Annotated in this window: 26 protein-coding genes and 2 pseudogenes; 5 read left to right on the top strand and 23 right to left on the bottom strand. The window is 42.5% G+C overall.

What is annotated here, in order from left to right; translation table 11 throughout:
* Positions 1–68: 68 nt before the first annotated feature.
* From BS63_RS0104025 to BS63_RS0103980, 8 genes are all read right to left on the bottom strand, one after another.
* On the bottom strand, positions 69–1712 hold the full coding sequence (locus BS63_RS0104025; protein WP_019795387.1) for a membrane protein: 1644 nt from the start codon (positions 1710–1712) through the stop codon (positions 69–71).
* A gap of 340 nt (positions 1713–2052) precedes the next feature.
* Positions 2053–2352 carry a DUF1292 domain-containing protein gene (locus BS63_RS0104015; protein WP_002960548.1) on the bottom strand — a complete coding sequence of 100 codons (300 nt, stop codon included), beginning with the start codon at positions 2350–2352 and terminating at the stop codon, positions 2053–2055.
* Between the two features lie 14 nt (positions 2353–2366).
* Positions 2367–2786 carry a Holliday junction resolvase RuvX gene (ruvX, locus tag BS63_RS0104010; RefSeq protein WP_002960550.1) on the bottom strand — a complete coding sequence of 140 codons (420 nt, stop codon included), beginning with the start codon at positions 2784–2786 and terminating at the stop codon, positions 2367–2369.
* Entirely contained in the window at positions 2786–3052 is a 267-nt protein-coding gene (locus BS63_RS0104005; protein ID WP_002960554.1) for an IreB family regulatory phosphoprotein, read from the bottom strand. The genes ruvX and BS63_RS0104005 overlap by 1 nt, the downstream gene beginning before the upstream one ends.
* A gap of 156 nt (positions 3053–3208) precedes the next feature.
* Positions 3209–3769 (bottom strand): SP0191 family lipoprotein, encoded by a 561-nt coding sequence (locus BS63_RS1000000112265; protein ID WP_002960555.1) that lies wholly within the window; start codon positions 3767–3769, stop codon positions 3209–3211.
* A gap of 253 nt (positions 3770–4022) precedes the next feature.
* The gene (spx, locus tag BS63_RS0103990; RefSeq protein WP_002960556.1) at positions 4023–4421 is read right to left on the bottom strand and encodes a transcriptional regulator Spx; all 399 of its coding nucleotides are present in this window, start codon (positions 4419–4421) and stop codon (positions 4023–4025) included.
* A 298-nt stretch (positions 4422–4719) separates the two neighbouring features.
* Positions 4720–5862, bottom strand: coding sequence for a recombinase RecA (gene recA, locus BS63_RS0103985; protein ID WP_002960557.1), 1143 nt, complete (start codon positions 5860–5862; stop codon positions 4720–4722).
* A 218-nt stretch (positions 5863–6080) separates the two neighbouring features.
* The gene (locus BS63_RS0103980) at positions 6081–7349 is read right to left on the bottom strand and encodes a competence/damage-inducible protein A (protein ID WP_019786779.1); all 1269 of its coding nucleotides are present in this window, start codon (positions 7347–7349) and stop codon (positions 6081–6083) included.
* 510 nt (positions 7350–7859) lie between these two features.
* Between BS63_RS0103980 and BS63_RS0103975 the strand changes: the two genes are divergently transcribed.
* Genes BS63_RS0103975 through BS63_RS0103965 form a run of 3 tightly spaced genes read left to right on the top strand, consistent with a single transcriptional unit; the run spans position 7860 to position 10526 of the window.
* The gene (locus BS63_RS0103975) at positions 7860–9773 is read left to right on the top strand and encodes an ABC transporter ATP-binding protein/permease (protein ID WP_019775059.1); all 1914 of its coding nucleotides are present in this window, start codon (positions 7860–7862) and stop codon (positions 9771–9773) included.
* 53 nt (positions 9774–9826) lie between these two features.
* Positions 9827–10075 carry a hypothetical protein gene (locus BS63_RS1000000111730; protein WP_002960560.1) on the top strand — a complete coding sequence of 83 codons (249 nt, stop codon included), beginning with the start codon at positions 9827–9829 and terminating at the stop codon, positions 10073–10075.
* Positions 10076–10124: 49 nt separating this feature from the next.
* The gene (locus tag BS63_RS0103965; RefSeq protein WP_002960561.1) at positions 10125–10526 is read left to right on the top strand and encodes a helix-turn-helix domain-containing protein; all 402 of its coding nucleotides are present in this window, start codon (positions 10125–10127) and stop codon (positions 10524–10526) included.
* Between the two features lie 34 nt (positions 10527–10560).
* Here BS63_RS0103965 and BS63_RS0103960 read toward each other — a convergent pair whose 3' ends face one another.
* The 7 genes and pseudogenes from BS63_RS0103960 to argR all read right to left on the bottom strand — a co-directional run bounded on the left by BS63_RS0103960 (position 10561) and on the right by argR (position 18600).
* On the bottom strand, positions 10561–11112 hold the full coding sequence (locus BS63_RS0103960) for a DNA-3-methyladenine glycosylase I (RefSeq protein ID WP_002960562.1): 552 nt from the start codon (positions 11110–11112) through the stop codon (positions 10561–10563).
* Positions 11113–11280: 168 nt separating this feature from the next.
* The gene (gene ruvA, locus BS63_RS0103955) at positions 11281–11871 is read right to left on the bottom strand and encodes a Holliday junction branch migration protein RuvA (protein WP_002960563.1); all 591 of its coding nucleotides are present in this window, start codon (positions 11869–11871) and stop codon (positions 11281–11283) included.
* Positions 11872–12102: 231 nt separating this feature from the next.
* Positions 12103–14094 carry a DNA mismatch repair endonuclease MutL gene (gene mutL / locus BS63_RS0103950; RefSeq protein WP_002960564.1) on the bottom strand — a complete coding sequence of 664 codons (1992 nt, stop codon included), beginning with the start codon at positions 14092–14094 and terminating at the stop codon, positions 12103–12105.
* A 180-nt stretch (positions 14095–14274) separates the two neighbouring features.
* Positions 14275–15239, bottom strand: a pseudogene (locus BS63_RS1000000111320) (DUF3644 domain-containing protein).
* Positions 15240–15271: 32 nt separating this feature from the next.
* Complete coding sequence (mutS, locus tag BS63_RS0103940; protein ID WP_002960565.1) at positions 15272–17833, bottom strand: DNA mismatch repair protein MutS; 2562 nt, start codon at positions 17831–17833, stop codon at positions 15272–15274.
* The gene (locus tag BS63_RS0103935) at positions 17820–18173 is read right to left on the bottom strand and encodes a YlbF family regulator (RefSeq protein ID WP_019795383.1); all 354 of its coding nucleotides are present in this window, start codon (positions 18171–18173) and stop codon (positions 17820–17822) included. Before BS63_RS0103935 ends, mutS begins: the two co-directional genes overlap by 14 nt.
* The gene (argR, locus tag BS63_RS0103930) at positions 18166–18600 is read right to left on the bottom strand and encodes an arginine repressor (protein WP_002960568.1); all 435 of its coding nucleotides are present in this window, start codon (positions 18598–18600) and stop codon (positions 18166–18168) included. The genes BS63_RS0103935 and argR overlap by 8 nt, the downstream gene beginning before the upstream one ends.
* A gap of 155 nt (positions 18601–18755) precedes the next feature.
* On the opposite strand from argR, the gene argS reads away from it, so the two are divergent.
* On the top strand, positions 18756–20447 hold the full coding sequence (argS, locus tag BS63_RS0103925; protein ID WP_002960570.1) for an arginine--tRNA ligase: 1692 nt from the start codon (positions 18756–18758) through the stop codon (positions 20445–20447).
* Between the two features lie 212 nt (positions 20448–20659).
* Here the strand turns inward: argS and BS63_RS0103920 are convergent, their stop codons facing one another.
* The 8 genes and pseudogenes from BS63_RS0103920 to BS63_RS1000000111725 all read right to left on the bottom strand — a co-directional run.
* A complete protein-coding gene (locus tag BS63_RS0103920) occupies positions 20660–21019 on the bottom strand; it encodes a hypothetical protein (RefSeq protein ID WP_002960574.1) in 360 nt (119 codons plus the stop codon).
* 38 nt (positions 21020–21057) lie between these two features.
* Positions 21058–21285: a ComC/BlpC family leader-containing pheromone/bacteriocin gene (locus BS63_RS0103915; protein WP_002960575.1), complete on the bottom strand. Its 228-nt coding sequence runs from the start codon at positions 21283–21285 to the stop codon at positions 21058–21060.
* Positions 21286–21851: 566 nt separating this feature from the next.
* On the bottom strand, positions 21852–22793 hold the full coding sequence (locus tag BS63_RS0103910) for a YitT family protein (protein ID WP_002959662.1): 942 nt from the start codon (positions 22791–22793) through the stop codon (positions 21852–21854).
* Positions 22786–24534 carry an aspartate--tRNA ligase gene (gene aspS, locus BS63_RS0103905; protein WP_019775052.1) on the bottom strand — a complete coding sequence of 583 codons (1749 nt, stop codon included), beginning with the start codon at positions 24532–24534 and terminating at the stop codon, positions 22786–22788. The genes BS63_RS0103910 and aspS overlap by 8 nt, the downstream gene beginning before the upstream one ends.
* A 175-nt stretch (positions 24535–24709) precedes the next feature.
* Entirely contained in the window at positions 24710–25222 is a 513-nt protein-coding gene (locus BS63_RS0103900) for a hypothetical protein (protein ID WP_002959664.1), read from the bottom strand.
* A complete protein-coding gene (locus tag BS63_RS0103895) occupies positions 25219–25590 on the bottom strand; it encodes a metalloprotease family protein (protein WP_002959665.1) in 372 nt (123 codons plus the stop codon). The genes BS63_RS0103900 and BS63_RS0103895 overlap by 4 nt, the downstream gene beginning before the upstream one ends.
* Positions 25590–25874 carry a hypothetical protein gene (locus BS63_RS0103890; protein ID WP_002959666.1) on the bottom strand — a complete coding sequence of 95 codons (285 nt, stop codon included), beginning with the start codon at positions 25872–25874 and terminating at the stop codon, positions 25590–25592. The genes BS63_RS0103895 and BS63_RS0103890 overlap by 1 nt, the downstream gene beginning before the upstream one ends.
* Before the next feature lie 2 nt (positions 25875–25876).
* Positions 25877–26385, bottom strand: a pseudogene (locus tag BS63_RS1000000111725) (hypothetical protein); the annotation flags it as partial.
* Positions 26386–26473: 88 nt separating this feature from the next.
* Between BS63_RS1000000111725 and BS63_RS01000000110875 the strand changes: the two are divergent.
* The coding region (locus BS63_RS01000000110875) for a helix-turn-helix domain-containing protein (RefSeq protein WP_032798549.1) at positions 26474–26648 on the top strand (175 nt) is incomplete at its 3' end.

Genomic DNA, 26648 nt, shown 5'->3' with positions numbered 1-26648 from the left:
GTAAAAAAAATCAATATGTTGTGGCTATATTTTTTGATAACCACAACATATTGATTTTATGAATGAAATTACTTCTTCTGATAAAGGGTGAAATGGTCGCTATTATCTAGAGAAATTTTCTTATAATTCGATTTCAAGAAGCTAGAAACTTCACTTGGAATTTTTTCAGACTTATTAACAACAACATACCTAGCCTTGGCTTGCAGAACATCGTCATTGCGTTTTTGGCTGTTGGTTTTGGTACTAGTGTTCACCACTGGATTGGGAAATTGCGAGGTTGACTGTAAACCAGTATCTAGATAAATTTTTGACGACTTATCCCAGACATAAATAATTGAACTATCACTCGTATTCGCCTTTAAGTAGTTGGAGATATTTTTTCGCTCACGATTGGTATTTACAGACAATACACCGAGAACAATCGGAGTTGCGATTCCCACAATCATCACCAAAACAGGAAGTTGAAAATGTCCCTTGGCAAAGGTTGCCCAGTAGCCCCCTTGTGACTCGTGGGTTGTCCGTTTCCGACGGTGTGTTCCTCCTGTTTCCTTTTGATTCCCATCAGCGCCTTCATTAATCCTATCATTGATTACTAGGGCTGTTAAAATTAAGCCAAAGGGCAGAGCTAGAAGTAAGGAAAAGACAAAGTAGGACTGTGAAAAAATCCCTATAATCAGGCTAAAAATTAGCGTGAAGAAAGACAGCCACTTAACAGTCTTGAATTCCAACACCCGTCCTAGATGACCGAAGAAACCAAACAATCCTAAGAGAAGACCAGAACCAGCCAAGACAAGGATTTGGTAGGGCAGGGTAATGAGTAGGGAGTCGCTTCCGACCGCAAACACTTTGAAGTTGTAAAAGAGAGCTTGGGTGACATAGTCTGACAGGTTCCCCATATTGAGAACAAAGAAACCTACCGTATAGTAAACGAGAATGGCTCCAAAAATCATACAGAGCAGTTGATAGAAACCACGCGCAAAGTGACGTTGGAGAAAATTATAAATCCCGATGATAATAAAGGAGAGTCCCCAGAAAATCAGACTGCGAGGATCAATCAGGGCCGCCAAGGTCCCAAAGAAACCGTAAATTATAAAGGCCTCATCGTTAATATGACCCGCAAAATACTTGGTCAAAAACCACAGGGCATTGAGGATAAAAGGAAAAGCCCATTGAATAGGGTAGAGCCCACCGAAACCTAGCGCCAGATTCAAGAGGTAGAAGATGGCCGTGAAGGTCATCCCCATATCTGTTTTACTAGTCAGGAAGCTAATAATTTTATAGAAATAAATTCCCGACATGTAGAAGGCTAGGAATTCTACCACCATTAGCCAAAGACTAGAACCCAAAAAGTAACTAAGAGCAATCAGAGCATAGAAAAGAAAGCCACCTGTCGCAAAAGTATCCAGATAGGGAAGATGCCCATGACTCATCATCTGACCCGTATAGAGATGAACCATCTGGGTTGGATTAGCAAAGTCAGTAAGCAAGGGATTGGCAACTGAGGTTAAGCCCATTACTAGACTAAATAAAAATATGTAAAAGCGATGATTGCTAGCAACCGCTATGCTATAAGAGGTTCTTGCTTTGGCCTTAGTTGGTCGGCTATTAGCTGACTTTACTTCATCAGCTTGACGACGACTATAGGTTATATGCTCTTCTTGTTTGTTAGCCACTATGGTTTCTCCTTGGTAAAAAGCTATTGAGAAAATCATTTCAACGGTTTTGGTTGTCTAAATAATCCCTTCTAGTATATCAGAATTTAGTCTTTAGTCAATTTTCTAAGGATATGAACATAGGCTAAAATATCTCTAAAACGATGAAGTTTTCGCTGACGATAAGCTGCCAAAAATTTTTGCTCTATCAGTGTCAAATCTCTTTCCCGCATAAATTTGCCCTCCACCTATTTATCCGTAAATAGTCTGGGTGGAAAAGAAAAAGCTGAGCAAAGATTTTACTATTAAACACTTTGTTACAATTGATTGCGATGCGACAGAGTCATCCAGCTATAAAAACAGAGCCCCTGCGGAAGGAGCTCTATCAATAGTATTTAGCTTATTCTTCATCAAGGAAGCTGTTGAAGACTTCTTCAATCATGTCCCATTCAGCATCTGAATCTTCTGGGATTGGTTGCAAGTCGCCTTCTGTACCGTCTTCATTTTCTGTAAATGAATAGGCCTGGATTTCAATTTCGCCGTTATCATCTTCTTGTGCACCAGCTGGTACCAAGAGAACATAGTTTTTACCAAATTCTTCCCGGCCATCAATAGTCAAAAGAATCTCAAACAGGGTCTCATTTCCTTGCTCATCAACCAGAGTAATTACCTCATGGTCGTGATTGTGTTCGTGTGCCATATCTCTTCTCTCCTCTAAAACATACGATCTAAATAATTTTGTAAAATCAGCTGGGCCGCTAATTTATCAATAACTTTTTTGCGTTTGCCTCGACTGATATCTGCTTGCTCAACCAGCATTCGCTCGGCCTGTACAGTTGTTAGTCGTTCATCCTGATAATCCACCGGAATCCCGAATAAATCAGCAATCTTTTCTCCATAAGCCTGACTGGCTTCAACACGTGGACCGCTGGTATTATTCATATTCTTTGGCAGGCCAACAACAAACTTCTCGACCTTATAGTGCTTGACCAACTCTCCCAAACGCTCAAAACCAAACTCTTCTTTGGCCTCGTTAATCGGAATAATTTCTAAGCCCTGGGCCGTAAAACCAAGAGGGTCGCTGATAGCAACACCGACCGTTTTAGACCCAACATCTAGTCCCATCAGTCTCATTAAACGTCAATTCCATTTCCTTTGAGGTAAAAACGAACTAATTCCTCAACAATTTCATCACGTTCATATTTACGGATTTTATTGCGGGCATCGTTATAGCGGGGAACATAGGCAGGGTCCCCACTCAAAACATAACCAACAATCTGATTGATTGGATTATATCCTTTATCATTCAATGAACGGTACACGGCTGTCAAGGTATCACTAATTTCTTGTTTACTTCCATCATCAAGATTGAAACGGACTGTTTCATCTGTAAATCCCATGCTTGCACCCTCTTTCTATTATGAGCAATTTGTGCTATTATACCTTATTTCCCTTATCTTTTCAATGAAAAGTCACCCTAAAGTCCTACTCAAGGGCAACTTCTTCAATCATCTTTTTGATTGAACATCACTAGAAGTTTTTGAATTCTCAAAAACTTAATTATCAGCTTTTTTAGCACCAGATTGGGCCAGTTTCAAAATATATTCCAGTGGTGTATTATTCTTAACAGCTGTAAAGTTGATTCCTAGGCCACTCTTTTGCGATAATTTGTCAACATCTGCTTTGGTCATATCAAAGTTCACGTCCACTTTGAGGTGATAGTCTTGTGACAAATCAAGATTAACCGTTACCCCTGGGGTATTTTTTAAATCTTGGATGAAGCTATCTTTCTCCCACTCTTCGAGGAGAGTTTTTGTGACCTCATTAAAATCCAAACCCTCAGCTGCCTTTTTGACATCCTCAGAAAGGGGTTCATCAATATTGAGTTTGATGGATTTGTATTTATCGCCATCGTAATCAATGGTTTGCTTAACAGTCACTGTCACGCCATCATCCAAGGTCGTATACTGCATGGTCTTCTTACCAGAGACGCCCTTGACCTCATGCGAAGACTCCTTCTTGCTGCTTTGACTGGTTGAGTCAGATTTAGAGTTTGAGCTAGGACGGCTAGTATTCGAGCAGGCAGCCAAGCTGAGAAGTAGGAGGGAGGCTAGCATAAGCGTATAAATTTTTCTTTTCATGATTGTTCCTTAATCATCTATTTACCCCGAAACTCCGAACTCACTTCTAGCAGGGCTCGGGGCTGTTTTTTATTCTTAGGGATATTATAGCTTATTTTAAGATTAAAAAAAGGGCATTCACCCTTCTTTTTACTTTTTTATAAAGATAATAGGTCCCCCGACAGCCGAGTTCCATCCATTAGAAGGAGCTCCAGTCGGTAATCCATCAAGCTGTCAGTCACCTAGGGGCTTACAAGACAGCCCGCATCCGTGCTTGGTTATTTTCAACTTCACGAATGGAACGCGGAAGGAAGGCCCGGATATCGTCTTCCTTATAACCCACCTGCAGACGCTTATCATCAATAAGGATTGGACTTTTAAGAATCCGGGGATTTTCTTGAATCAAATCAACCACCTGGCTGAGGCTTAACTCGTCAATGTCAAATTCCAGAGCGCGAGCATAGCGATTCTTTGATGAAACGATGCTTTCAACGCCGTTTTCAGTCTTTGACAGGATATTGACAATCTCTTCCTTTGTCAGACCTTCTTTGCCTAAGTTTTGTTCTTTATATGGTAATTGGTGGCTGTTCAACCAAGTTTTTGCTTTTTTGCAACTAGTACAACTAGAAATAGTATAAATCTTAATCATGTCACTTCTCTCTTTCTATCACATGATACCTATATTCTAGCATAGGTCCTCAAAACAGAACATAGGTCTTGGGACCTATTTTTGAAATTGTCAACTAAAAAACTAAAACTCTTAATATTTTAAGTGATGGTTAAGTTTTCTGTCATCTGAACTTAATCTTGCCGCCCTATTCCGAAGGAACCTTCCTTATTTTTGACCCCAAAAAGAAGCCTGTTATAGACTTCTTTTCAATAGTATTGGGAAGAAAGCAAGTCCCAAAGGTGGCCTTCCTTTTTGGTGCTAATAACAGAGGAAACCCTTACTCTTCGATTTCGATGCTCTCTAGGTCAAGGGATAACTCTTCTGGCTCTTCCTTGGCCTCTGCTTGGACCGGTTGGGCTTCTACAGCTTGGTCATCTTCAATGAGACCATACTTGATACGAACCTTCTTATCGATTGCGTCAAAGACTTCTGGATTATCCGCCAGGTATTTCTTAGCATTTTCAGATCCTTGACCAATCTTTTCACCATTATAAGAGTACCAAGCACCGGCTTTTTGGATAATATCAAGGTCGGTCGCAATCTTAACCAGCTCACCAGTTCTGGAGATGCCTTCTCCGTACATGATTTCCACTTGGGCTACCTTAAATGGTGGGGCTACCTTGTTCTTAACGACCTTAATCTTGGTTTCCTTACCAATACTGCTATCCTTTTGGTCACCGGTTCCCTTGATCTGGGTATTACCACGGACATCAAGACGAACTGATGAGTAGAATTTGAGGGCACGGCCACCAGGAGTGGTTTCTGGGTTACCAAACATAACTCCAACTTTTTCCCGCAATTGGTTGATAAAGATGGCAATGGTCTTGGTCTTGTTGATGGAGGCTGAAAGTTTACGCATGGCTTGGCTCATCATCCGTGCTTGGAGGCCCACGTGGCTATCACCGATATCACCATCAATTTCGGCACGAGGAACCAGGGCGGCAACAGAGTCGACTACAACCAGGTCAACGGCACCAGAGTCAATCAACTTACCGGCAATTTCCAGTCCTTGCTCACCTGAGTCTGGTTGAGACAGCAGCAATTCATCAATATTAACACCAAGAGCCGCGGCATAACTTGGATCTAGAGCATGTTCGGCATCAATAAAGGCTGCAACACCACCTTCTTTTTGTGCTTGTGCAACAGCATGCAGGGCAACTGTCGTCTTACCAGAACTTTCAGGTCCGTAGATTTCAATAATCCGTCCCTTTGGATAGCCACCAACACCCAAGGCGATGTCAAGAGCCAAGCTACCTGAACTCATGACTTGAACCTTTTGGTCAGCTCTTTCCCCCAGCTTCATGATGGCACCCTTACCAAAGTCTTTTTCGATGGTTTTTAGAGCATCATCTAAGGCTTTTTTACGTTCATCGCCAAATTTTTTGGTGATTTCATCAGTTTTTTTTGTTTTTTTCGCCAATTCTTTTCTCCTCGTCTTAAATTCGCTACAAGTCCAAGAAGAGAGTTAGCTGCCTCGACCTTGTCAATTTACAGCTAAGACTGCCTCCGGGGACAAAACCTTCTGGTGCCGAAGTAACTGCTACCAGCTCAGATTCTCTGTCTTACTTTTTAATTTCATAAAAATCAAGAGGACGACTCTGTCCTTGGAATTTTGTAGTTTTTAGTGTGCATTAGTTATTATACTAAATTTTTTTCCTTTAATAAAGTTTTTCGCACTTGATCAAAGGCATGTAGAACGGTAATCTCACGCACATCACTGCGGGAGCGGCCATTTATTTTTATCAGGTGACTTTCTAAACTGTCAGCTGTAGCTAAACCAAGAAAAACGGTTCCAGCCGGTTGGCCTTCCAAGCTGTCGGGTCCAGCAACCCCAGTCAAGGAAACAGCAATATCTGCACCAGTCTTGCTTCTTGCACCAGCGGCCATAGCTTCAGCGGTAAAGGCTGAAACCACGCCATGAGCTTGGAGGTCAGCCAGAGGAATATCCAGCATCTTAGATTTTTCCTCCATACTATAGGTAACAAAACCCCCATTAAAGACGTTGGAAGCTCCAGAAAAGTCCGCTAGGGTTGCTTGGAAGAGACCTGCTGTCAGACTTTCTGCGGCCGTAATTGTCTTGCCAGAACTCTTGAGCAAGTCAAAAGTAACTTGAGCTAGGGAATTATCGTCTCCATAGGCATAAAAATAGCTGGATAGGGGCCGATCTTCTAGCGATTGAACAGCCAACAATTTTGCTTCAAGTTGGTCTAATTTTTGCTCAGCTTTGGCTTGACTCTGAGACTTGGTGGACAGTCTCAGGGTAACTTCTCCCGTCTTTGCGTAAGGAGCAATGGTCGGATCAGTCTGCTTCTTGATGAAGTCATCGAGAATTGTGACCAACTGACTCTCACCGATACCAAAGAAACGCAGAACACGGGAATATAGCTGCTGATGATCCTGGTCAATCAGAGGCAGAAGCTGCTCTTGCACCATCGGCTTGAGTTCACTTGGTGGCCCTGGCAGAACAATATAGGTCTTATCCTCTATCTCAAGCAAAGCGCCAACTGCTAGACCGGTCCGATTCTGCAAGGGAGTAGCTCCCTCAACAATCTGGGCCTGTCGCTCATTGTTGGAGGTCCGAAGTACAGCTGGACGAGCCGCAAAGAAGCGATTCAATTTATCCCTGGCCTGGTCATCAAAGACCAAGGATCGATTGAGAAATTTGGCCAAGGTTTGTTTGGTTAAGTCATCATCCGTTGGCCCAAGACCACCGCAGAGCACAATCATATCGCTGCGGCGGGCTAGATCAAGAATTGACAAGAGACGTTCTTCATTGTCACCAACAGCCGTCTGGAAGTAGACATCAATTCCCAACTCGGCAAATTTTTCCGAGAGGAATTGGGCATTGGTATTGACAATTTGCCCCGTTAAAATTTCCGTTCCGACTGCAATTATTTCAGCTTTCATTAGGTCACCCACTTATCTATTCGTAAAGTCATCTTATTTTATCAAAAAATTGGTCCAGTGGACCAATTTTTCACGAGCCTAGAAACTAGAAAACGAGTTGGGGCCGATGTGACTGTTTTTTCATGCGACATAAGACATTTTGCTCAATAACAGCAAGAGGGCTGACTTAGTAAGGGAGACAAGCCAAGTCACCATAGTGGTTGGTTCCAGTCTCCGTTGAGCCTAAAAATTAGAAAGCGTATTTTGACCCTATGCAGCCTTTTTTACGCAATATGAGACCAGGTACTTCATAATAGGAACTGAACATAATTAGCCAAAGGGTGGGCTAACTAAGCGATCCTAGCGAGTATCCCTAGGTACTGTATGCTTGGAAAATTTAAGTTGGTTAACGAACCTTCCCTTATATTGCCATTTCCTTATATAAAAAATAAGTCTGAAAACAGAAAACTCTTGACAGGCTATACAAAAAATTGTATCATTTCAATATTACAAAAAATGAAAGGAATTCATATGAGTTTATTGGAGTTAAAAAATATCTATAAGTCTTATTTTCTTGGTAAGGAGGAATTTCCTGTTTTAAAAGGGATTAATCTTTCCTTTGATCAAGGAGATTTCATTAGTATCCTTGGAGAATCTGGTGGAGGAAAATCCACTCTAATGAATATTATTGGCGGCTTGGACCGAAATTATTCTGGTGATGTTATTATCAAAGGACAACCGCAAAAAAATAAGGGTGAGAAGGCCATGGATGAGTATCGCCGCCAAACCATTGGTTTTATCTTTCAATCCTTCAATTTGGTGAACTACCTCAGTGTGCTAGACAATGTTCTGACTAGCCTAAAAATGACTAAGCTATCACATAAGGAACAGCTGGCTCAGGCTGAAAAACTTTTGAAACAAGTTGGCCTTTATGAGCACCGCAAGAAAAAGCCTGCCCAATTATCTGGTGGGCAAAAACAAAGAGTTGCTATTGCTCGGGCCTTGGCCAGCAATCCTGAGATTATCATCGCCGATGAACCAACCGGTGCTTTGGATTCTCAAAATACCAAAGAGGTTCTCAAAATTTTACAAGATATTGCTAGGTCAGGCAAAACTGTTATCGTAGTTACTCACTCCCAAGAAGTCGCTGAGGCAGGAACACGAATCGTCTCCCTGACCGATGGCCAAATAACTGCCGATGAGCGCATACGTGATCCATTCTCAACAGGAAACGACTTAGAAGAACTATCTTCCAGACCTTTGACCAGGGGAGCTAGTTGGAAAATGGCCTGGGCTCACTTTAAAAATGCTTGGAAGCAAAACCTCATCATTACGATTGGGATGGCTATAGGTCTCTTTTCTGTCATGTTCTTTCTGGGCCTCGGTAATGGTGCAAGAGGCTATATGAATAGCTTTATAGATGAAATCGCTAATCCAAAGGCTTTTCAAGTTACCCTTAAAAATACCGATGCACTAACTAGCACTGGCATGACTGGCAAGGATAAAGATAGAATTGGTAACATTAAGCATGTTACCAAGACAGAATATGGCTATTACGCCCCCACTTTTACCATCAGTTATAAAGATAAAATCGTACAAAATAGTATTTTACAGACAACAAATGATACTATCGTAAAGAAGAATATCTCAAATAAGGCCATGCCTAAGGGAGACCAAATTGTTGTTTCAAAAGATTATGCCAAGAAAAATATTTCTAAGGATGTTAAAAAGGCCGTTGGTAAGAAGGTGACCATCGGGCTAACCGCCTTGGGTGACGACGGGAAACCTATTACCATTACTAAAGAATATACTATTTCAGGGACAACAGAGCAGATGAATCTAGTTTCTATGGATAGTTTACAAAAAGCTGCGACTAAGCAAGGAGCTAAGTTAAAACCTAATTTCATTACAGCTAGTGTTGATAATTTGAACAATACCAAACAGGCGCAAAACGATGCTCGAGCCTTGAAGAAAAACGGAAAGGTGCTCTATAGCATCACAGGTGTCGGCGCAACTCTAAACTCTATTGTACAAATCACCTATATCGTCGGGGTTGTTCTGGCCTTGGTTGCTGGTATTTCTCTTCTAGTAAGTATCCTCATGATTGTAGCGACTACTTACATGAGCGTTACCGAAAGAACCAAGGAAATCGGTGTTCTGCGGGCTATGGGGGCTCGTCGCAAAGATATTCGCCGGCTCTTTGTCAATGAAAGTCTTCTGCTGGGCGTATCCGCCAATATTTTAGCCATCATCACCGCTCTAGCCATTCAACTTTTAGTTAATAAATTGGTTTACTCAACCATCAAATTTGATATTATTCAAGTGTCTTTAGCGACAACCATCTCTACTGTGATTATTGGTTTACTGATTGCCTTGATTGCTAGCTTGGCACCATCTGGTAAAGCAGCCAGGCTCAATCCAATTGATGCTCTGGCCAGTGAATAATAGATTAATATTATAATACTCCAGCCTTGAAATAAGGTCTGGGGTATTTTGTTATGAAGCATAACAAGCTTAATCAAGAAAATCTCTTGTTCTTATCCCCGGTTTTCTGTAAAATAAAATTGGGGTTGGACTCGCCTACATCATTCTGGGAAGAGAGGGAGACTGTCTTGACTTTAGCTGATTATAACCAAGACTATCTTTGGGTACAAATCAGGCTTGGAGCTCCGGTACACCTTCACCCGATTTTCCACCTCAGCCCTTTATTTTCAAGTTTGGATAAAAAGGGGTACCAGACCTTTTAGTTCTTTGTGGCACCCGGCTGTTCTGTACCTTGTGAAAGGAGGAAGGATCTTGAAAGTCTCTCAAGTTCTTAAAGAAATTCGTCAAAAACACGGACTGACTCAAGATAGTTTGGCTCAGAAACTCCATGTTTCACGTTCAGCCGTGGCCCGTTGGGAGTCCGCCGACCTCCCTAATATTGCTAATTTACTTGCTATCAGTGAAACCTTTCAAATCAGCTTAGATAGGCTAATCAAGGAAGACAAAGTGGTCAAGGAAAAAATCATTCGAGATAGCCGGAGAAAAAAATGGCACTACGGAATTCTAGCATATCTATTGGTGACGCTGATTTACATTGCCTATTTTACTCTTGTTCATCGAATTTTTATGCTGGGCTTCCTAGTCGCAACAATATTTGCACTGGCCTATGAAAGCAAATTATTCCTCCAAGAAAAGAAAATACAAAAGAACTGAAAATGAATGGACCTCCCAGTTTGGAAGGCCCATTTTATTTAAAGTCACAGCTGTTTTCGTGGTCATTGATGAGGCCGGCGGCCTCTAAGAAGGAATAAGTGGTTGTTGGGCCGACGAATTTACAGCCACATTTTTTCAGGTCCTTAGCTATCTCTTGAGATAGGTCGGTTTGAGTTGGTAGGTCCTTATAGCTGTCAACTTTATTGACAAGCGGTGTAAAGTTAACATAGGACCAAATATAGTGATCAAAAGAACCAAATTCCTTTTGGATAGCCTGAAAAACTTGGGCATTGGCCCGGGTAGCGTAGAGTTTCGCCTTGTGGCGAATGATGTCAGGATTGTCAAGCAAGTTGTCAAGCTCCTGATTACTCATCTGAGCGACTTGACTGATGTCATAGTTATGAAAGGCCTTTTTGAAGGCCTGACGTTTGTTAAGAATGGTCTCCCAAGAAAGTCCAGCTTGGTAACCCTCCAGACAAAGCAGTTCAAAAAGGGCCCGTTCGTCATGCAAGGGCCGTCCCCATTCCTGGTCATGGTAAGCGATGTACAAGGGATTGGTCATCTTGACCCAACCGCAACGGTTCATAGAAGATCCTTTCTTAAATGCCATCTATCAGGCAAGTTTGAAGCCCAGAAAACTTGTGAATTGCGAGTCTGCCTGATGCTCGCGAATCGGTCAACTTCCTGTTAAGCATATTGTTTGATATGATAAACTTCCAAGCTTCGTCCAGTTCTTGCCATTCTTTGGATTTAATTATTTCATCAGCAATTTCAGGGCTGACTTGATATAATTCTCTGCGGTTTCGTCGGTTCCTTCAAAGAAGGCACGGACTTTCTTGAGTTCGCTGGCCTTGTAGCCCAGTGCCTGGAGGGCTTCCATGGCTTCGTCCAGATTTTGATTGCTACTTTGGGCCTGTGGACTTGCCTTGCCAGCCGCTTGAGGCACTTCCACAAACTTACCAGCTAGGTCCAAAACCATCTGCTGTGCAGTTTTCTTGCCAATCTTAGGAAATTTAGTCAGGTACTTGATGTCGCTATTATCAATAGCGGCAACCAAGCCCTCATTATCATCAACAGCAACGATAGCTAAGGCCGTTGTTGGACCGATACCTGAAACAGAAATCAGATTGAGGAAAACGGCCTTCTCCTCTTCGCTATGAAACCCATAGAGAAGCTGGGCATCCTCTCGCACCACATGGTGGAGATAGATCTGGATGTCCTGATGCATCTGGTTGGAGAAAGAGTAGGGGTTGGCAACATTAACCATATAGCCCAGGCCACCAGCCTCGACCACGATATACTTGGCTGTAATTTTGGTTAAAATTCCTTTGAGATAGTCGTACATAAAAAGCCTTTCAAATCAAATTGAGATACCCTTATTCTACCAAAAAATCCGCGCTTAGACGGATTCATTTGACTTATAGTTAATGAAAATCAAAAGTTACCAAGTCAACAAATTGCTAACAGTTCAAGAGACCTAGGAGAGCTTTTGAGGTGGAGAATGGGGAAAACCTAGCTTTCCTCAGCAAGTCCGACAAAGTGAGTTGACAGCGAATCTTTTGATTTTTGAAGAAGATTAATATTTCCCCAGTTCCCTTAGGCTGGTATGGTTCTCTTGAATCCGACGGAACATTTTTTCCATATCAGACTTGGTGAAATTAACCAGGACCGGCCGGCCATGGGGACAATTATAGGGATTTTTACATTGGGATAGTTGGACTAGAAGATTGCTGGCCGAATAGTCATCTAGGGCATGGTTGGCCTTGATGGAGCGTTTACAGCTCATCATGATAGCTAGCTCAGCCCGATAGACCTTGATAGAAACCTCATCCGTCAAAAGGAGCATGTCGCACATCTCGTAAACACCCGATTCAATCTCTTCCTCCTTCATCCAGATGGGGTGCTCCCGCAGGATAAAGGTATTGTTACCATAGGGTTCTAGATAGATACCCACTTGGTTGAGGAGAGGCATTTTTTCTTGAAGGTTAATGAAGTCTTCCGCCCGAAATTCAAAGAGATAGGGAACCAAGAGCTGCTGTAAAGAACTGTCAACCTCACCAATTTTTTCTCGGTAGTATTCGTATTTGACCCGCTCCTGGGCAGCGTGTTGGTCAATGATATAAAGGCCACCTTGTCCTTGGGCAAAGAGATAGGTGCCCTGCATCTGACCAAAATAATCCAACTCAGGGAAGCTTGAGCTTTCTTCTTGGTCCAGACGATCCATCAATTTATGGGTCTGAGTCTTCTTGGAAAAGTCAATATCAGGATGTTCCTGGTCCTGGACATCTGGTTCAGGCCTTTGGGCTTGTCTGACAGAATCCGTCGGCTTGACAGCCTTGTCAACTTGATTGACAGGTTGAGAAGGCTGGTTTGACTGGTTTTCCGCCGCCTGATTGACAGACTGGGGATCTTGGTTTAACTGGTTTTCTGCCACTTGATTGTCCGATTTAAGGAAGAAATCCTGACGGGCCTGGTCGTAATAGAGATTGGTCTGCTTGAGCGGTAGGCTGGTCTGAACAGGTTTGTCAGCCTTGCGAACACTAGATTTGGCCAGATTTTCCAAGGCATCTGGAATCAAATCCTGCTCTCGCAAGCTCTCAGCAATTGCCTTGCGAATCAGCTGCATGAGCTCTTTTTCCTTAGAAATAAGGACTTCCTGCTTGGTTGGATGGACATTGACATCGGCTAAATAGGGGTCAATCTGGATGTCAATCACAGCTAGGGGAAAGCGACCGACCATGAGCTTGGAGCCATAGCCATCTAAAATGGCCCGATTGAGAAGGAAATTCTTGATGTAGCGACCGTTGATGAGGATGGTGATGTAGTTGCGATTGGCTCTAGTCAATTCAGGCAGACTGACATAACCTGATACCTCGAAATCCAAGTCACTATTGGAAATTTCGACCATCTTCTTAGCCGTATTGAGACCATAGATACCAGCAATGGCCTGACGCAGGTCACCAGTGCCGGTGGTCTTGGTCAACTCACGCCCATCATTAATCAGGGTAAAGGCAATCTCGGGGTGCCCCAGGCTTTGACGATTGATGACATCAACAATGTGCCCCAACTCTGCCTGGAGGGACTTCATGTACTTGAGGCGGGCTGGAGTATTAAAGAAGAGATCCTCAACCGTAATCTTAGTGCCGACAGGGGTACTGATAGGCTCTTGGGAGAGGATTTCTCCGCCTTTAGCGACCAGCAGGGTCCCGTGGTCTGCACCCTTGACCGCTGTCTTAATCGTCAAATCGCTAATTGAGGCAATTGACGGCAGGGCCTCACCCCGAAATCCCAAGGTCCGAATCCGAAAGAGATCCGCCTGATTTTTGATTTTACTGGTGGCGTGACGACGCAGACTGAGGGCCACATCGTCATTTTCAATGCCTTGGCCGTTGTCGGTCACCTGAATTTTCTTGAGACCGGATTCTTCGATTTCAACTGTAATTTGTGTGCTACCGGCATCGATAGCATTCTCGACTAATTCTTTAACAACGCTGCTGGGCCGCTCAACAACCTCACCGGCAGCAATCTGATTGGCCAAAACCTCTGGCAATTCAATAATTTTTGACATAGTTCACTCATTCATGTATTGAAGGTTATATTCATTCTATCACTTAAATAGCCATTAATTAAAATTCTTTACATTTTATTCTTAGATGTTATAATACACCTAAAGATAACTTGTGAAGGATTAGCTCTGGGTTCCCGAATGGGAGTAGGCTTTACGCTTAGAATTCCTATGACCCTGGAGTTATCTTTTTTTCTTCTTAATATTGGCGACTATTTTTGAATCAATTTTTATTTTTTCGACTACAAATTCTACTAATTGTTGAGAATACCGTCTTGTAGGACCAAATTGATAGCAATACTTATCTCGTTTTAAATTGTAGAAATCCATGATTAAATTCAACGTGTATTCGTTAAAACCTTTATCTCCTTTGGTTGTCTGATAATCAAAGGAGATTTTTTTCATCCTGAGCTGCTTATTGACTGAGTCTATAACGTCTTTTCTAGTAAGTTTATACTTATCCTTTGGATCTTGCAATTTTTTAATGATTTTTGCTGACGTATCAGCATTAGGATCTATCTTGTAAGTAAAGTCTGCTTTTTTCTTACCTTTTATTTGTTCAAACTCATGTCGAATTGGGATATATAAATCTTTTGAGGAATTATTAGATTCCAGAAATTCCAGCTCATTTTTGTTACTAATTAAACGTTCTGCCATTTCTTGCGAGTATTTTCCACGAATTTCTTCATTGGTTAGAATATTTAAATTTACTGACAATGTTAAAAAATTTTGAGCAATATAGTCAGTAACATCTATATTATGAAATCTCTTAAGTTGCTCTGAAAAATTCAAAACACATGATTGAAAGAAAGGAGAGCATAAATGGTTTCATAGTCTTCAGTTATGAAATGAGTACTTGTGTTCCTTAATTCAATAATCTTTTCAAGATTAACTCTCAACGGTTGCTTTTTATCTGTATATATTTTTCGAATAGCGCCCTCTAAACTTATTGTCCTATCGCTATCAGGAAAATAAATAGAACCCCCTCTTTTTAACAATTCTGCCTTTAACATTAACTCCCAAGCATTACATACAAAGAAACTAAAACCTTCAATTCTGTACTTAATTGTAGGTTTGTTATATATTTCAAGCCCCATAATAAAAGCCTCAATACTTTTATCTACCAATCGTTTACTTAAATCTTCCATATATTCCTTTTCTATAAATAAATTTAATATATTTACAATAATTTTTTCAATTCGAAGAGGGCATTCATGGCTTCCATAGGGGTCATATTGACCACATCAAGGTCTTGGAGGGCTTGAACCAACTTATCATTAGGTTCTGCTACTTCAAAGAGGGACAACTGTTGACTGTCTCTTTTCTGTTTGACAAGTTTGTCAAGCTCCGTAAAGTCTTCTTGGCCGGTCAAGCTGACCGAATGGGCCTCTAAATCAGTCAAGATAGCATTGGCTCGCTGGAGGAGAGCCTCAGGCAAACCTGCAATCTTGGCCACATGGACCCCGTAAGACTTGTCAGCAGGACCATCTGTAATCTTATGCAGGAAGGTAACATCGCCGTCCTTCTCCAGAGTCGCCACGTGGACATTGACCAGATGTGTCAAGCTGATTGACAGTTCCGTCAATTCGTGATAATGGGTGGCAAAGAGGGTCTTGGCACCTACCCTATCGTGAATGTATTCGATGATTGCCTGAGCCAGGGCCATCCCGTCATAGGTGGCGGTGCCTCGGCCCAATTCGTCAAAGAGGATAAGGGACTGACTGCTAGCCCGCTGGATAGCCATATTGGCCTCCATCATCTCAACCATAAAGGTTGATTGCCCGGAAATCAGGTCATCGGCTGCCCCAATCCGAGTGTAGATGGCATCAAAAATAGGAAGATTAGCAGACTCGGCAGCCACAAAGGAGCCGATTTGAGCCATGACCACAGTCAGGGCCAACTGCCTCATATAAGTGGATTTCCCGCTCATATTGGGACCCGTAATCAGCTGAATCGCAGTCTTCTGATCCAAGGTGATGGTATTAGGAATGTATTCCTGGGTTCCCATAACCTTCTCAACAACAGCGTGGCGCCCCTCTTGAATATCAATAAGCTGCTGGTCGTTGAACTGGGGCCGAACATAGTGATTGTTTTCAGCCACAACGGCTAGGCTCTGTAGGGCATCAACAGTTGCAATATTTTTGGCCAGGTCTTGCAGACGTTGGATGTATTTTTCCACCTGATTGCGGACGGTCATGAAAATATCGTATTCCAGGGTTGCCGATTGCTCTCTGGCTTCCAGCATGTCCCCTTCAATTTTAGCCAGTTCCGCTGTCCCAAAACGCTCAGAATTTTTCAGAGTTGCCTTGCGGAAGAAATGGTCCGGCACTAGGGAAAGATTGGAATTGGTCACATGGAAATAGTAACCATCCTTGCGGTTGTAATCAATCTTGAGGGTGGAAATCCCGCTGGCTGATCGCTCCTTGGCTTCGATTTCGGCAATCCAGGTGGTTCCTTCCCGCATCACCTGGCGATAATGATCCAACTGCTGGTCAAAGCCTGTCTTAATCATGCCCCCTTCGGTAATGGTGGCTGGAGCATCTTGGTCAATGGCCGAGGCAATCAGACTTTCCAACTCCGGCAGGGCATCAATGGCTTCATTTAGCCGGTCTAAAACGGGACTAGAAAAGCTGGCTAAGATGGTCTTGATTTTGGGAACCTGGGCTAGAGTATGCCCCAACTGCAAGAGGTCCTTGGGATTGGCCTTACCAAAAGACACTCGGCTGGCTAGGCGCTCAATATCGTAGACCCCCTTGAGGCTGTCGGTCAGGTCGCTGCGTTCAAAAAAGTTATCCAAGAAGGTCTGAACAATCTCCTGCCGCTCCAAGATTTTCTCTTGGCTAACCAAGGGCCGATCAATCCAGGTCCGCAAGAGCCGCATCCCCATGGCTGTCTTAGTTGAATCCAAAAGCCAGAAGAGACTGCCGTGTTTCTTGCTGGTTCTAGCATTTTCCAAGAGATCCAGACTGGTCTTGGTGGCATAGGTCATCTGTAGGAAGTCCTTGATTTCGTAGTGAACCAGACTTTGTAGGTGGCTGAGCTCCCGCTTTTGTGTCTGATGGACGTATTGGAGGAGCTTACCAGCGGCCTGGGCCTCTACGCTTGACAAGTCAGAGCCAATCAGCTGGACATCATCATAGACCTCTTTTTCAGGTGACAAAAGGAGACTCATCTGCTTGGTCAGAGCTTCCTGCTGCTTGTCACTCAAATCAAAGCCCAGAACGACTTCCTTGGCCTTGAGATTTTGAATTTCGCTACGAACGGCTGTAAAGTCTGTCAGGCTGGTGGCACAAAACTCCCCAGTTGAGAGGTCCATATAGGAGAGTCCGTAAACCCCATTCAGATAGTCGATGGCAACCAAGAAATTATTACTGCTATCGGGCTTGCTGGAATCCACCACGGTTCCTGGCGTAATCACCTGAACAACCTCCCGTTTGACGACACCAACAGCCTTTTTGGGGTCCTCCATCTGCTCGGCAATGGCTACCTTATAACCCAAATCGACTAGGACATCAATATATTGTTGTGCTGAATGATAGGGCACGCCCGCCATAGGAATGGGATTGTCAGCATTCTTATTGCGACTGGTGAGGCTGATTTCCAAAATCTGAGCAGCCTTAACCGCATCGTCGTAGAAGAGCTCATAAAAATCCCCCATCCGAAAAAGCAAAAAAGCATCCGGATAGGATTCTTTGATGTCTAAATACTGCTGCATGCCTGGAGAAATTTTATCTTTTGCCATTTGCTAATCCTTTGTTGATCTTTTCTTCCAACGTCTTGGTCACATACTGCAGGAGGTCACTGGCATCCTGCATCTTGATCCGGTAATCCTGGACCAAGGGAAGGTCTGAGAGCTCCTGATTTAAGCGATCAGCAGCCTGACCTGACTGGTCGGCTGCCCGATTTTTTTCTAATTTTTCGTAGAGAACCGCTTCCTGCTGGTAGGCCTTCATATCATGAGCCAGATGGTTCAAGTCTGGTTGAGCCTTCACCTTGGCCTCAACCGCTTGAAAAGCCTGAACACTCTCATGTTGAGCCAAAAGCTCTTGCAGATCTTTGACTGCTTGATTTAAGTCAGTCATGATTCAGTTCTTCCTCAATTGCCTGGGCCTTGGTCTCATCCTGACAGATGACCAAAAGTGTGTCGGCACCAGCGACGGTTCCCAGAATATCACTGCGACCTTCTCGGTCAATAATGTTGGCCAAAACATCCGTTTCTCCCAGCTCAGTGCTGAGAACCAGAATAAAGCTGGCCCGTGAGACCTTTTTAATATAATCTCTTGCAACATCCGACAGATGAGAGGCTTCCTCCGCTGATAGGCTGTAGTAGAGCTTGCCAGCCTCATCCCGGCGTTTGAGGAGACCAATCTCCCGCAAGTCCCTAGACAGGGTCGCTTGGGTTACCGCAACTCCTTGCTTGGCCAGGCTATCCTTGATTTCCTCCTGGGTCCCCACTCGCTCCTCCTGGATGATGGCCTTTATCTTATTTTGACGTTCAATTTTATTCATGTTTTCCCCTAAATCTCTCAATTTATACCTTACCCATTATAACAAAAAGGCCTAGCTTTTTCATCTTAAGTCAGAGGCGAGAAATTTGGCAAACGCCCCAGCAAAATCAGGCTTTTTATGTTACAATGAAATGAATACTTTCACAGGAGAAACACATGGATAATAAAGTCATTATCGCTCAAGAAATTCAGGCTGCCCTGCCTGACATGGAGCCTGATGCGATTGTTAATTTATTGGAAGTCCCTAAAAATTCTAGCATGGGCGACTTGGCCTTCCCAACTTTTTCATTGGCCAAGGTCTGGCGTAAGGCTCCTCAAGCCATTGCCAGCGAGCTGGTTGAGAAAATCACATCCGATAAATTTGAAAAGATCCAAGCTGTCGGTCCCTATATCAATTTCTTCCTCAATAAGAAAGAAATTTCCCAGGCCGTCTTAGCTGATGTTATTGGCAAAGGTAGCAACTACGGTAAGCAGGAAATCGGACAGGGGAAAAATATCACCATTGATATGTCCAGCCCCAATATCGCCAAGCCCTTCTCCATCGGCCATCTACGCTCAACCGTTATCGGCGATAGTTTGGCAAAGATTTTTGAAAAGCTGGGCTACAAGGCTGTCAAAATCAACCACTTGGGCGACTGGGGCAAGCAGTTTGGCATGCTGATTGTGGCCTATAAAAAATGGGGCGATGAGGAAGCTGTCAGGGCCAATCCTATCAAGGAACTCCTGCAACTCTACGTCCGCATCAATAAGGAAGCCCAAAGCCAACCTCAATTGGACGAAGAAGCCAGAGATTGGTTCCGCAAGCTAGAAGCTGGCGACCAGGAGGCTATCAGTCTCTGGCAATGGTTCCGCAACGAGAGCCTGGTCGAATTCAACCGTCTCTACGACCAGTTGGATGTCCAATTCGATAGCTACAATGGAGAAGCTTTCTACAACGACAAGATGGATGAAGTCGTTTCTATCCTTGAGGACAAGGGGCTCCTTGAGGAATCTCAAGGGGCTCAGGTTGTTAAGCTAGATAAATATGGCATTGAAAATCCGGCCCTGATTAAGAAATCAGATGGGGCTACCCTCTACATCACTCGGGACCTAGCTGCAGCCATCTACCGCAAGCGGACCTATGATTTTGCCAAATCCATCTACGTGGTTGGCAACGAGCAAGCTGCTCACTTCAAACAGCTCAAGGCCGTCCTCAAAGAGATGGGCTACGACTGGTCAGATGACATTACCCATGTACCTTTTGGCCTAGTGACCAAGGATGGTAAGAAACTCTCGACCCGCAAGGGCAATGTCATCCTCTTGGAACCAACTATCGCCGAAGCCATCAAGCGGGCTGGTGACCAGATTGAAGCCAAGAACCCTGATTTACCAAGCAAGGAGGCCGTCGCTCAGGCAGTCGGTGTCGGAGCTATCAAGTTCTATGACCTCAAAACCGACCGCCTCAACGGTTACGACTTTGACCTTGATGCCATGGTTTCCTTTGAAGGGGAAACTGGCCCCTATGTCCAATACGCCTATGCTCGTATTCAATCCATCCTTCGCAAGGCCAACTTTAAGGCCGATCCAGCTGTCGGCTACTATTTAGATGATGCTGAAAGCTGGGAAATTATCAAGCTGATTCAAAACTTCCCTGCTACTATCAAGCGGGCAGCCGACAATTTCGAGCCCTCTATTATTGCTAAGTTTGCCATCAGCCTAGCTCAGGCTTTCAATAAATACTATGCCCACAATCGTATCTTGGACCAGAGTCCAGAGCGTGACAGACGTCTAGCTCTCAGCTATACAACGGCACTGGTTCTCAAAGAAGCCCTGCATCTTCTGGGCGTGGATGCACCAGATGAAATGTAAACTAGAGCTTATAAGAACTTAAAATACCACCAATCATCCCAGAGAAGATTCTTGATTTATTAACGATCTTCTCTGGGCTTTTCTTATGAATTCATGTCTAACTTTCTATCGTATTGAATGGACTCAAAAAAAGACAAACCTCAAATGAAGTTTGTCTCAGATCAATGGACAGTTTCAAAGTAGACCTTAGTCTCGCTTAAGTTTTTAGTGAATCAATCCCTCTTATTTTTGCTGATCCATCTGGCAATTCCAGCAACCAGTAGCAAAGTCGTCAAACCGAAAGCTACAAGAGCTACAGGGGCGTTCACCATATCAGGAAAAGGATCAATTCTGTTAATTAAACGCATGATGGAGAGAACAGCGAGAAGAAGCAATAATGAGGATTCAAGCCTGATAAGTGAAGTCATTTCATTGTTAATTGCCCACAAAAATCCTGGGAAACAAAGCAATGCAAGTGCTATGACAAGCAGGTTTGAAAGTTTCTCTTCACCATTGTTAATTACTGATATCATAAGACCATTTGCTATAATGATCAAAGCTGTACAAATAATAAAAGAACTTTTTCTTCTCACGATAACCACCTCAAAACGTAGATTGATTTAACAGATGCTTAGCTTGCTAGACCATAACCAATGTAGGCACCTGAAGCTGCACAAAGACCTAGATAAGCTGCTCCTGCTCCCCAACCAATTGGACCAGTAGCCATACAAACGGCCATAGTTGCTGCACCATAAACTGTAGCACCACCGAAGACACGATCCCAATTGACTCCACCTTCAATGCTAGCAAGCATTTCAGTGTCCATAAGTTCAAATTGTTCAAAAGCTAAAGAATTCATAAACATTCTCCTTTAAAATTATTTTACTAGTCGACTAGTATCTTCATTTTAATATTTTTTTCAAAAAATTAAAGGTTAAAATTTAAAAATCAATAATTGTGTAATGTTTTTGAAATCTGATGTATAATTTTCTTTCATTTTAATTAACCTTCAATTAAAAATATCCTAAATAGATGAAATTATAGTTGCTACAGACACTTACTTATTAGAGCACTTTTTATTATGTAACTGAAAAGCCTTTATTGTAGCCTAGAAGGAAACTTTTAAGACCATCGAAAAATCCGATAGTCCTATTTTGTACTTATATGAAAATTGAAAACAGACGAAGAAAGAACCATCTATTAGTGAAAACTATCGTTTAACTAATAGAACGTCAGCAACTATGGTTGACTGACTAGTTTCTTCACTAACCTCATAAAGTTGGTAGAAACGAGACTTATATGAGGTGTCGTTCGAACTGCAGACTGTACTGAAGCACGGCAAAGTGAGTTAACCAGGTGACTCGAGAAAAGAAAAGCTGATTACGCTTTGCTTGATGTATCTTGAGATTTTCGAAGAGTATTATTCTAGTCATCTTCCACAAAACGTCCCAGGATATGAACATCCTCGGCCACGGAAACGAAAGCCTTGGGGTCAGCTTTACGCATGACATATTTGAAATCATTAAATTCTTCTCGGGTGATAATAGCAATTAGCACTGCCTTTTTCTCATGGTTATAGGTACCTTCGGCATCATTAATTTGGGTCACGCCCCGGTGCAGTCGCTTATGAATTTGCTTGGTTACTCGTTCAGGCTGGCTGGTAATAATCGTGGCCTGCATCTTCTTTTGCTTGGTGAAAATGGCATCTGTCATCCGACTGGAGACAAAGATGGTCACCATGGAATAAAGGGCATACTGCCAGCCGAAGAGGAGACCAGCAAATATCATGATGGTTCCATTGACCATGAGGGAGATACTGCCGACAGCCCGCCCCGTTTTCTTACGGATATAGAGGCTGACAATGTCAGTTCCCCCGCTAGAAATCCGCGACCTCAGACCATATCCAATCCCCGTTCCCATGACCAGACCACCAAAAATGGCATTAATCAGGGGATCACTGGTCAGGGTAATCTGGGGCATGATTTGGATAAAGAAGGAACTGATGGTTACCGTGATAAAGGTAAAAATCGTAAAACGATGGCCCAGATTGAACCAAGCTAAAATCATTAGCGGAATGTTGACGGCATAAAAGGTCACCGAAACCGGAATGACAAAGCCAACAAAACGATCACTTAGAGCCGAGAGAACCTGAGCCAGACCGGTCGCCCCGCTGGAATAAACATGGCCGGGTTGAAAGAAGAAATTGACCGCAATACTGGATAAAATCCCATAAAAGAGCGAGGCAGAAATCTTCTCTGCATATTTCTCCCGAGAAATACTGCGAACTGCATGCAGGAGACCGACCTTCTTAGCCGCTCTACCGACAGCATACTTGATTTGTCGCTTAGGCTGTGTTTTTTTAGTCATGGTCTTGCACTTGCAGAGCTAACTCTTCCAATTGTTTTTCAGCCACTAGACTAGGAGCCTGAGTCATTGGGTCAGAAGCCTTGTTGTTCTTGGGGAAGGCGATGACTTCACGAATGTTGTCCTGACCAGCCAAAATCATAACAAAGCGGTCCAAACCGATAGCCAGTCCCCCATGTGGTGGGAAACCGTAATCCATGGCTTCTAGCAAGAAACCAAACTGCTGGTTAGCCGATTCTTGGCTGAAGCCAAGGGCCTTGAGCATGCGTTCCTGCAGGTCCTTATGGTTAATCCGCAAGCTACCGCCACCCAATTCATAGCCATTGAGGACAATATCATAGGCAACCGCTCTAACCTTGGACAGGTCTCCTTCAAGCTGGTCGGCTGTTTCTTGAGTTGGTAGGGTGAAGGGGTGGTGGGCAGACATGTAGCGACCCTCTTCCTCTGACCATTCAAACATTGGCCAATCAACCACCCAAAGGAAGTTGAATTGGTCTTGGTCAATCAGGTCTAGTTCCTTAGCCAGAAGGATCCGCAGGGCGCCTAGAGTGGTATTAGCAACTTCTAAGCTATCTGCAACAAAGAGGACCAAATCATTGTCAATTAACTGTAAACGTTCTGTCAACTTATCAGCAATCTCTGTCAAGAACTTAGCAACAGGTCCAGTCATTTCTCCATCAAGATACTTGACCCAGGCCAATCCTTTGGCTCCGTACTGTTTTGCCACATTTGTCAACTTATCAATGGCTTTACGAGAATACTTATCCGCCGCATTCTTGACTACAATAGCCTTAACTGCTGGAGCTTGGGCAAAGACCTTGAAGTCAATTCCCTTGACAGTATCTGTCAAGTCCTGTAAAAGCATGTCAAAGCGGGTATCTGGTTTATCAGAGCCATAATTGTTCATGGCATCATCGTAGGTCATACGAGAGAAGGGTATAGTCACATTAATCCCTTTGGTTTCCTTCATGACCCGAGCTATTAGACCTTCAGTAATCTCTTGGATGTCTTCCTCATCTAGAAATGAGGTTTCCAAGTCGATTTGTGTAAATTCAGGTTGACGGTCCCCCCGTAAGTCTTCATCACGGAAGCATTTAACGATTTGATAGTAACGGTCAAAACCAGCATTCATGAGTAGCTGCTTGGTGATTTGTGGACTTTGTGGAAGGGCATAGAAGTGACCTTGGCTAACCCGACTTGGTACCAAGTAATCACGCGCCCCTTCTGGTGTTGACTTAGTCAACATTGGCGTTTCCACATCAATAAATTCCAACTCATCTAGGTAATTACGAACGCTATGGGTCACCTTGGCCCGCAGTTTGAGATTCTTGAGCATACTTGGACGACGCAAGTCCAGATAGCGATAACGAAGACGATTGTCATCTGTCATTTCCGCATCATCCTTGATTTCAAAAGGAGTCGTCTTGGAAGTGTTGAGAATGACCAAGTCGCTGACCTGCAGTTCCACAGCTCCAGTTGCCAGCTTGTCATTGGCCTGCTCACGTGCTTGAACGGTTCCTGTCACCTCAATTACGTACTCCGTTCGTAGGCTTTCAGCCTTTTTCATGATGTCTTTGGATACTTGCTCTGGGTTGATGACCAGCTGCATAATGCCTTCGCGGTCCCGCAGGTCAATAAAAATCAAGCCACCTAAGTCACGACGGCGACTCACCCAACCTTTAAGAGTGAGTTGTCTTCCGATGTGTTCAGGGCGAACACGTCCAGCATAGATACTACGTTTCATTATGTTTCCCAAACCCCCACTTTATCTAACAGGGCTTATTCCTTTCTCCTTGGGTCTTTTTACATTCCCATCTATTATAGCAAAAAGCCTAATAAAACCCCACCCATTGGGTGGCGTTTTTTAGGACTTCTGTTTTTAAGCTTTCGAAATTCATTCGATACCATACTATACAGGTCTAGTTTTTTGTATGTTTGACTAGATTAACCAGTAATTTATGAAGTTTCTCTACTTCTTTTTTAGTTAGCTTACGAGCTCTAGCATCATGTCCTTCTAATGTCCCTACATGTGTTACAACCTCCCCTCTACTATTTATTGAAACAATGAAGGGTACTGTTAGTTCATCCTTATAAAATTTATGGTAAAAATTTGTCAACTTCTTATAATCCTGAGAACTAAGCTCTTTTGATTTTGTATCAACCATATACGATTTTTGTGTACATTCCTTTAGTACATCATTAAAAACTGGTCTAATTTCTGCACACCACGGACATGATGGAAATCCAAAATAGTATACTCCCCTTTTATTGTCGGTAAGTTTAGAAATAACTTCATGTGGTGAAGTCTTATAATAATATTGTTTTTCATTGATATTGCTGGGTGTTTGGTTAGAGAGAACAAAATGAAAATATCCAAATATGAAACTGCATATCATTACAAAGCAAGATATGTAAAAAAATTTGTGCTTCATTGCTTGATACCTCTTTTCAATAAGCTAAGAAGTGACACGAATATAACTTGGCCATCGTTGCAAAAAGGCATTAAATGAAAAATATTTAATAAACAGGCAAATTTAAATAGCGAAAGGACTATTATTTTATTGGGAATCATCAAACCAATAAAAAACAAAGTAACAGGAGCCGACGCTGATATAAGGCTATTTTTTAAGGCATTTCCTTTATTAACATAAGATACCGTTAGAGAAAGGAACTTTTCAAAATTGAATCCCGGCTGATAACCTAAAAGTTTGGCCACTAGATAATGACACAATTCATGCATAACTAGAGAGGTGCTGAGTAAAATTACTTGGATTAAGATACTTGCTAGGTTTAACGTCATTATCCTTTTCTTTCCTTGCTTATTTTACGGTGATGTATAATCCATGTATAGATTAAATTTAAAAAGAGAACGACGAGCAAAGCTAATACCATTCGGTAATGAAGTGAAAATGTTTGTAGTAATTCTTTATTTGTAAATTTGCTTTTGATAACCACTCCAAATAATGTAATAACTTTACCCGACTGACTGATCTGAAATAGCTCAATCAGGAGGTCTAATGTAAATAAAATCAAAAAACTAATGATTGTGCGTTTTAAAGAATTGAAAATTTCTATCATTGTCATAGTCACCCTCTCATTTCTTGCCTCAATACTATACTAGTTACTAAAAGAAATAGCAGCACTGTTGGGTAAATCAAGTCATTAATTTTAAAAACTACATAAGCCAGTATAATAATTAAAAATACTAGTATACTTGATACCGCTTCATTTACGTTACCTCTTGATTTTGGAAATAACAGTCCCATAAGTAAAGCAGCCACAAAGACTAAAACACTTAATCGAACAGTCTCATATTTGCCTACAAATAAATAACAGACGACGATTTGGGGCAAAAAATAATGGCTAAGCTCAATAAAAGAGAACTCATTTCTCTATACAAACTAACTCTTAATAAGTTGTACATTTTCCTGATACCAGATGTCGCATCTGCATAATACATGCTCATAAGAGGAATAACAAAATAATAGATTGCAAATGTTTGCATAGCCAGCTTTATCCCTCCTTGGCTATACATTATTATGGTCAAAACCGAAATCATAGATAAATTATATATAAAATTTTTGTGTCTGATAAATTGTAAAATATAGTGCAACAAAAAAACTCATAGCGTTTCATTGGTGTAAACTGTAAGTAACCACACAAACAGAACCCGAGGAAAAACTATGAGCTACTCCCATCTTACCATAACCGACCGAATAAAGATAGAAACCTACTTAGAATTAGGTTTGAAACCTTGCCAAATTGCAAATAAACTTGGCGTCCATAAGTCTACTATTTCAAGAGAGTTAAGACGATGCCAAAATGGTTATTCCGCAGCCTTAGCACAGGAACAGTACG

Origin of the sequence: Streptococcus sobrinus DSM 20742 = ATCC 33478 (assembly GCF_000686605.1) — a bacterium.
Taxonomy (GTDB): Bacteria; Bacillota; Bacilli; order Lactobacillales; family Streptococcaceae; genus Streptococcus; species Streptococcus sobrinus.
The sequence above is the reverse complement of the archived record's forward strand: the minus strand, read 5'-3'. Positions and strand labels throughout refer to the sequence as shown.

Coding starts and splice junctions, on each gene's coding strand:
- BS63_RS0104025 (WP_019795387.1), bottom strand. CDS start 1,712: ATGATTTTCTCAATAGCTTTTTACCAAGGAGAAACCATAGTGGCTAAC.
- BS63_RS0104015 (WP_002960548.1), bottom strand. CDS start 2,352: ATGGCACACGAACACAATCACGACCATGAGGTAATTACTCTGGTTGAT.
- ruvX (WP_002960550.1), bottom strand. CDS start 2,786: ATGAGACTGATGGGACTAGATGTTGGGTCTAAAACGGTCGGTGTTGCT.
- BS63_RS0104005 (WP_002960554.1), bottom strand. CDS start 3,052: ATGGGATTTACAGATGAAACAGTCCGTTTCAATCTTGATGATGGAAGT.
- BS63_RS1000000112265 (WP_002960555.1), bottom strand. CDS start 3,769: ATGCTAGCCTCCCTCCTACTTCTCAGCTTGGCTGCCTGCTCGAATACT.
- spx (WP_002960556.1), bottom strand. CDS start 4,421: ATGATTAAGATTTATACTATTTCTAGTTGTACTAGTTGCAAAAAAGCA.
- BS63_RS0103980 (WP_019786779.1), bottom strand. CDS start 7,349: ATGAAAGCTGAAATAATTGCAGTCGGAACGGAAATTTTAACGGGGCAA.
- BS63_RS0103975 (WP_019775059.1), top strand. CDS start 7,860: ATGAGTTTATTGGAGTTAAAAAATATCTATAAGTCTTATTTTCTTGGT.
- BS63_RS1000000111730 (WP_002960560.1), top strand. CDS start 9,827: ATGAAGCATAACAAGCTTAATCAAGAAAATCTCTTGTTCTTATCCCCG.
- BS63_RS0103960 (WP_002960562.1), bottom strand. CDS start 11,112: ATGAACCGTTGCGGTTGGGTCAAGATGACCAATCCCTTGTACATCGCT.
- ruvA (WP_002960563.1), bottom strand. CDS start 11,871: ATGTACGACTATCTCAAAGGAATTTTAACCAAAATTACAGCCAAGTAT.
- mutL (WP_002960564.1), bottom strand. CDS start 14,094: ATGTCAAAAATTATTGAATTGCCAGAGGTTTTGGCCAATCAGATTGCT.
- mutS (WP_002960565.1), bottom strand. CDS start 17,833: ATGGCAAAAGATAAAATTTCTCCAGGCATGCAGCAGTATTTAGACATC.
- BS63_RS0103935 (WP_019795383.1), bottom strand. CDS start 18,173: ATGACTGACTTAAATCAAGCAGTCAAAGATCTGCAAGAGCTTTTGGCT.
- argR (WP_002960568.1), bottom strand. CDS start 18,600: ATGAATAAAATTGAACGTCAAAATAAGATAAAGGCCATCATCCAGGAG.
- argS (WP_002960570.1), top strand. CDS start 18,756: ATGGATAATAAAGTCATTATCGCTCAAGAAATTCAGGCTGCCCTGCCT.
- BS63_RS0103915 (WP_002960575.1), bottom strand. CDS start 21,285: ATGAATTCTTTAGCTTTTGAACAATTTGAACTTATGGACACTGAAATG.
- BS63_RS0103910 (WP_002959662.1), bottom strand. CDS start 22,793: ATGACTAAAAAAACACAGCCTAAGCGACAAATCAAGTATGCTGTCGGT.
- aspS (WP_019775052.1), bottom strand. CDS start 24,534: ATGAAACGTAGTATCTATGCTGGACGTGTTCGCCCTGAACACATCGGA.
- BS63_RS0103900 (WP_002959664.1), bottom strand. CDS start 25,222: ATGAAGCACAAATTTTTTTACATATCTTGCTTTGTAATGATATGCAGT.
- BS63_RS0103895 (WP_002959665.1), bottom strand. CDS start 25,590: ATGACGTTAAACCTAGCAAGTATCTTAATCCAAGTAATTTTACTCAGC.
- BS63_RS0103890 (WP_002959666.1), bottom strand. CDS start 25,874: ATGACAATGATAGAAATTTTCAATTCTTTAAAACGCACAATCATTAGT.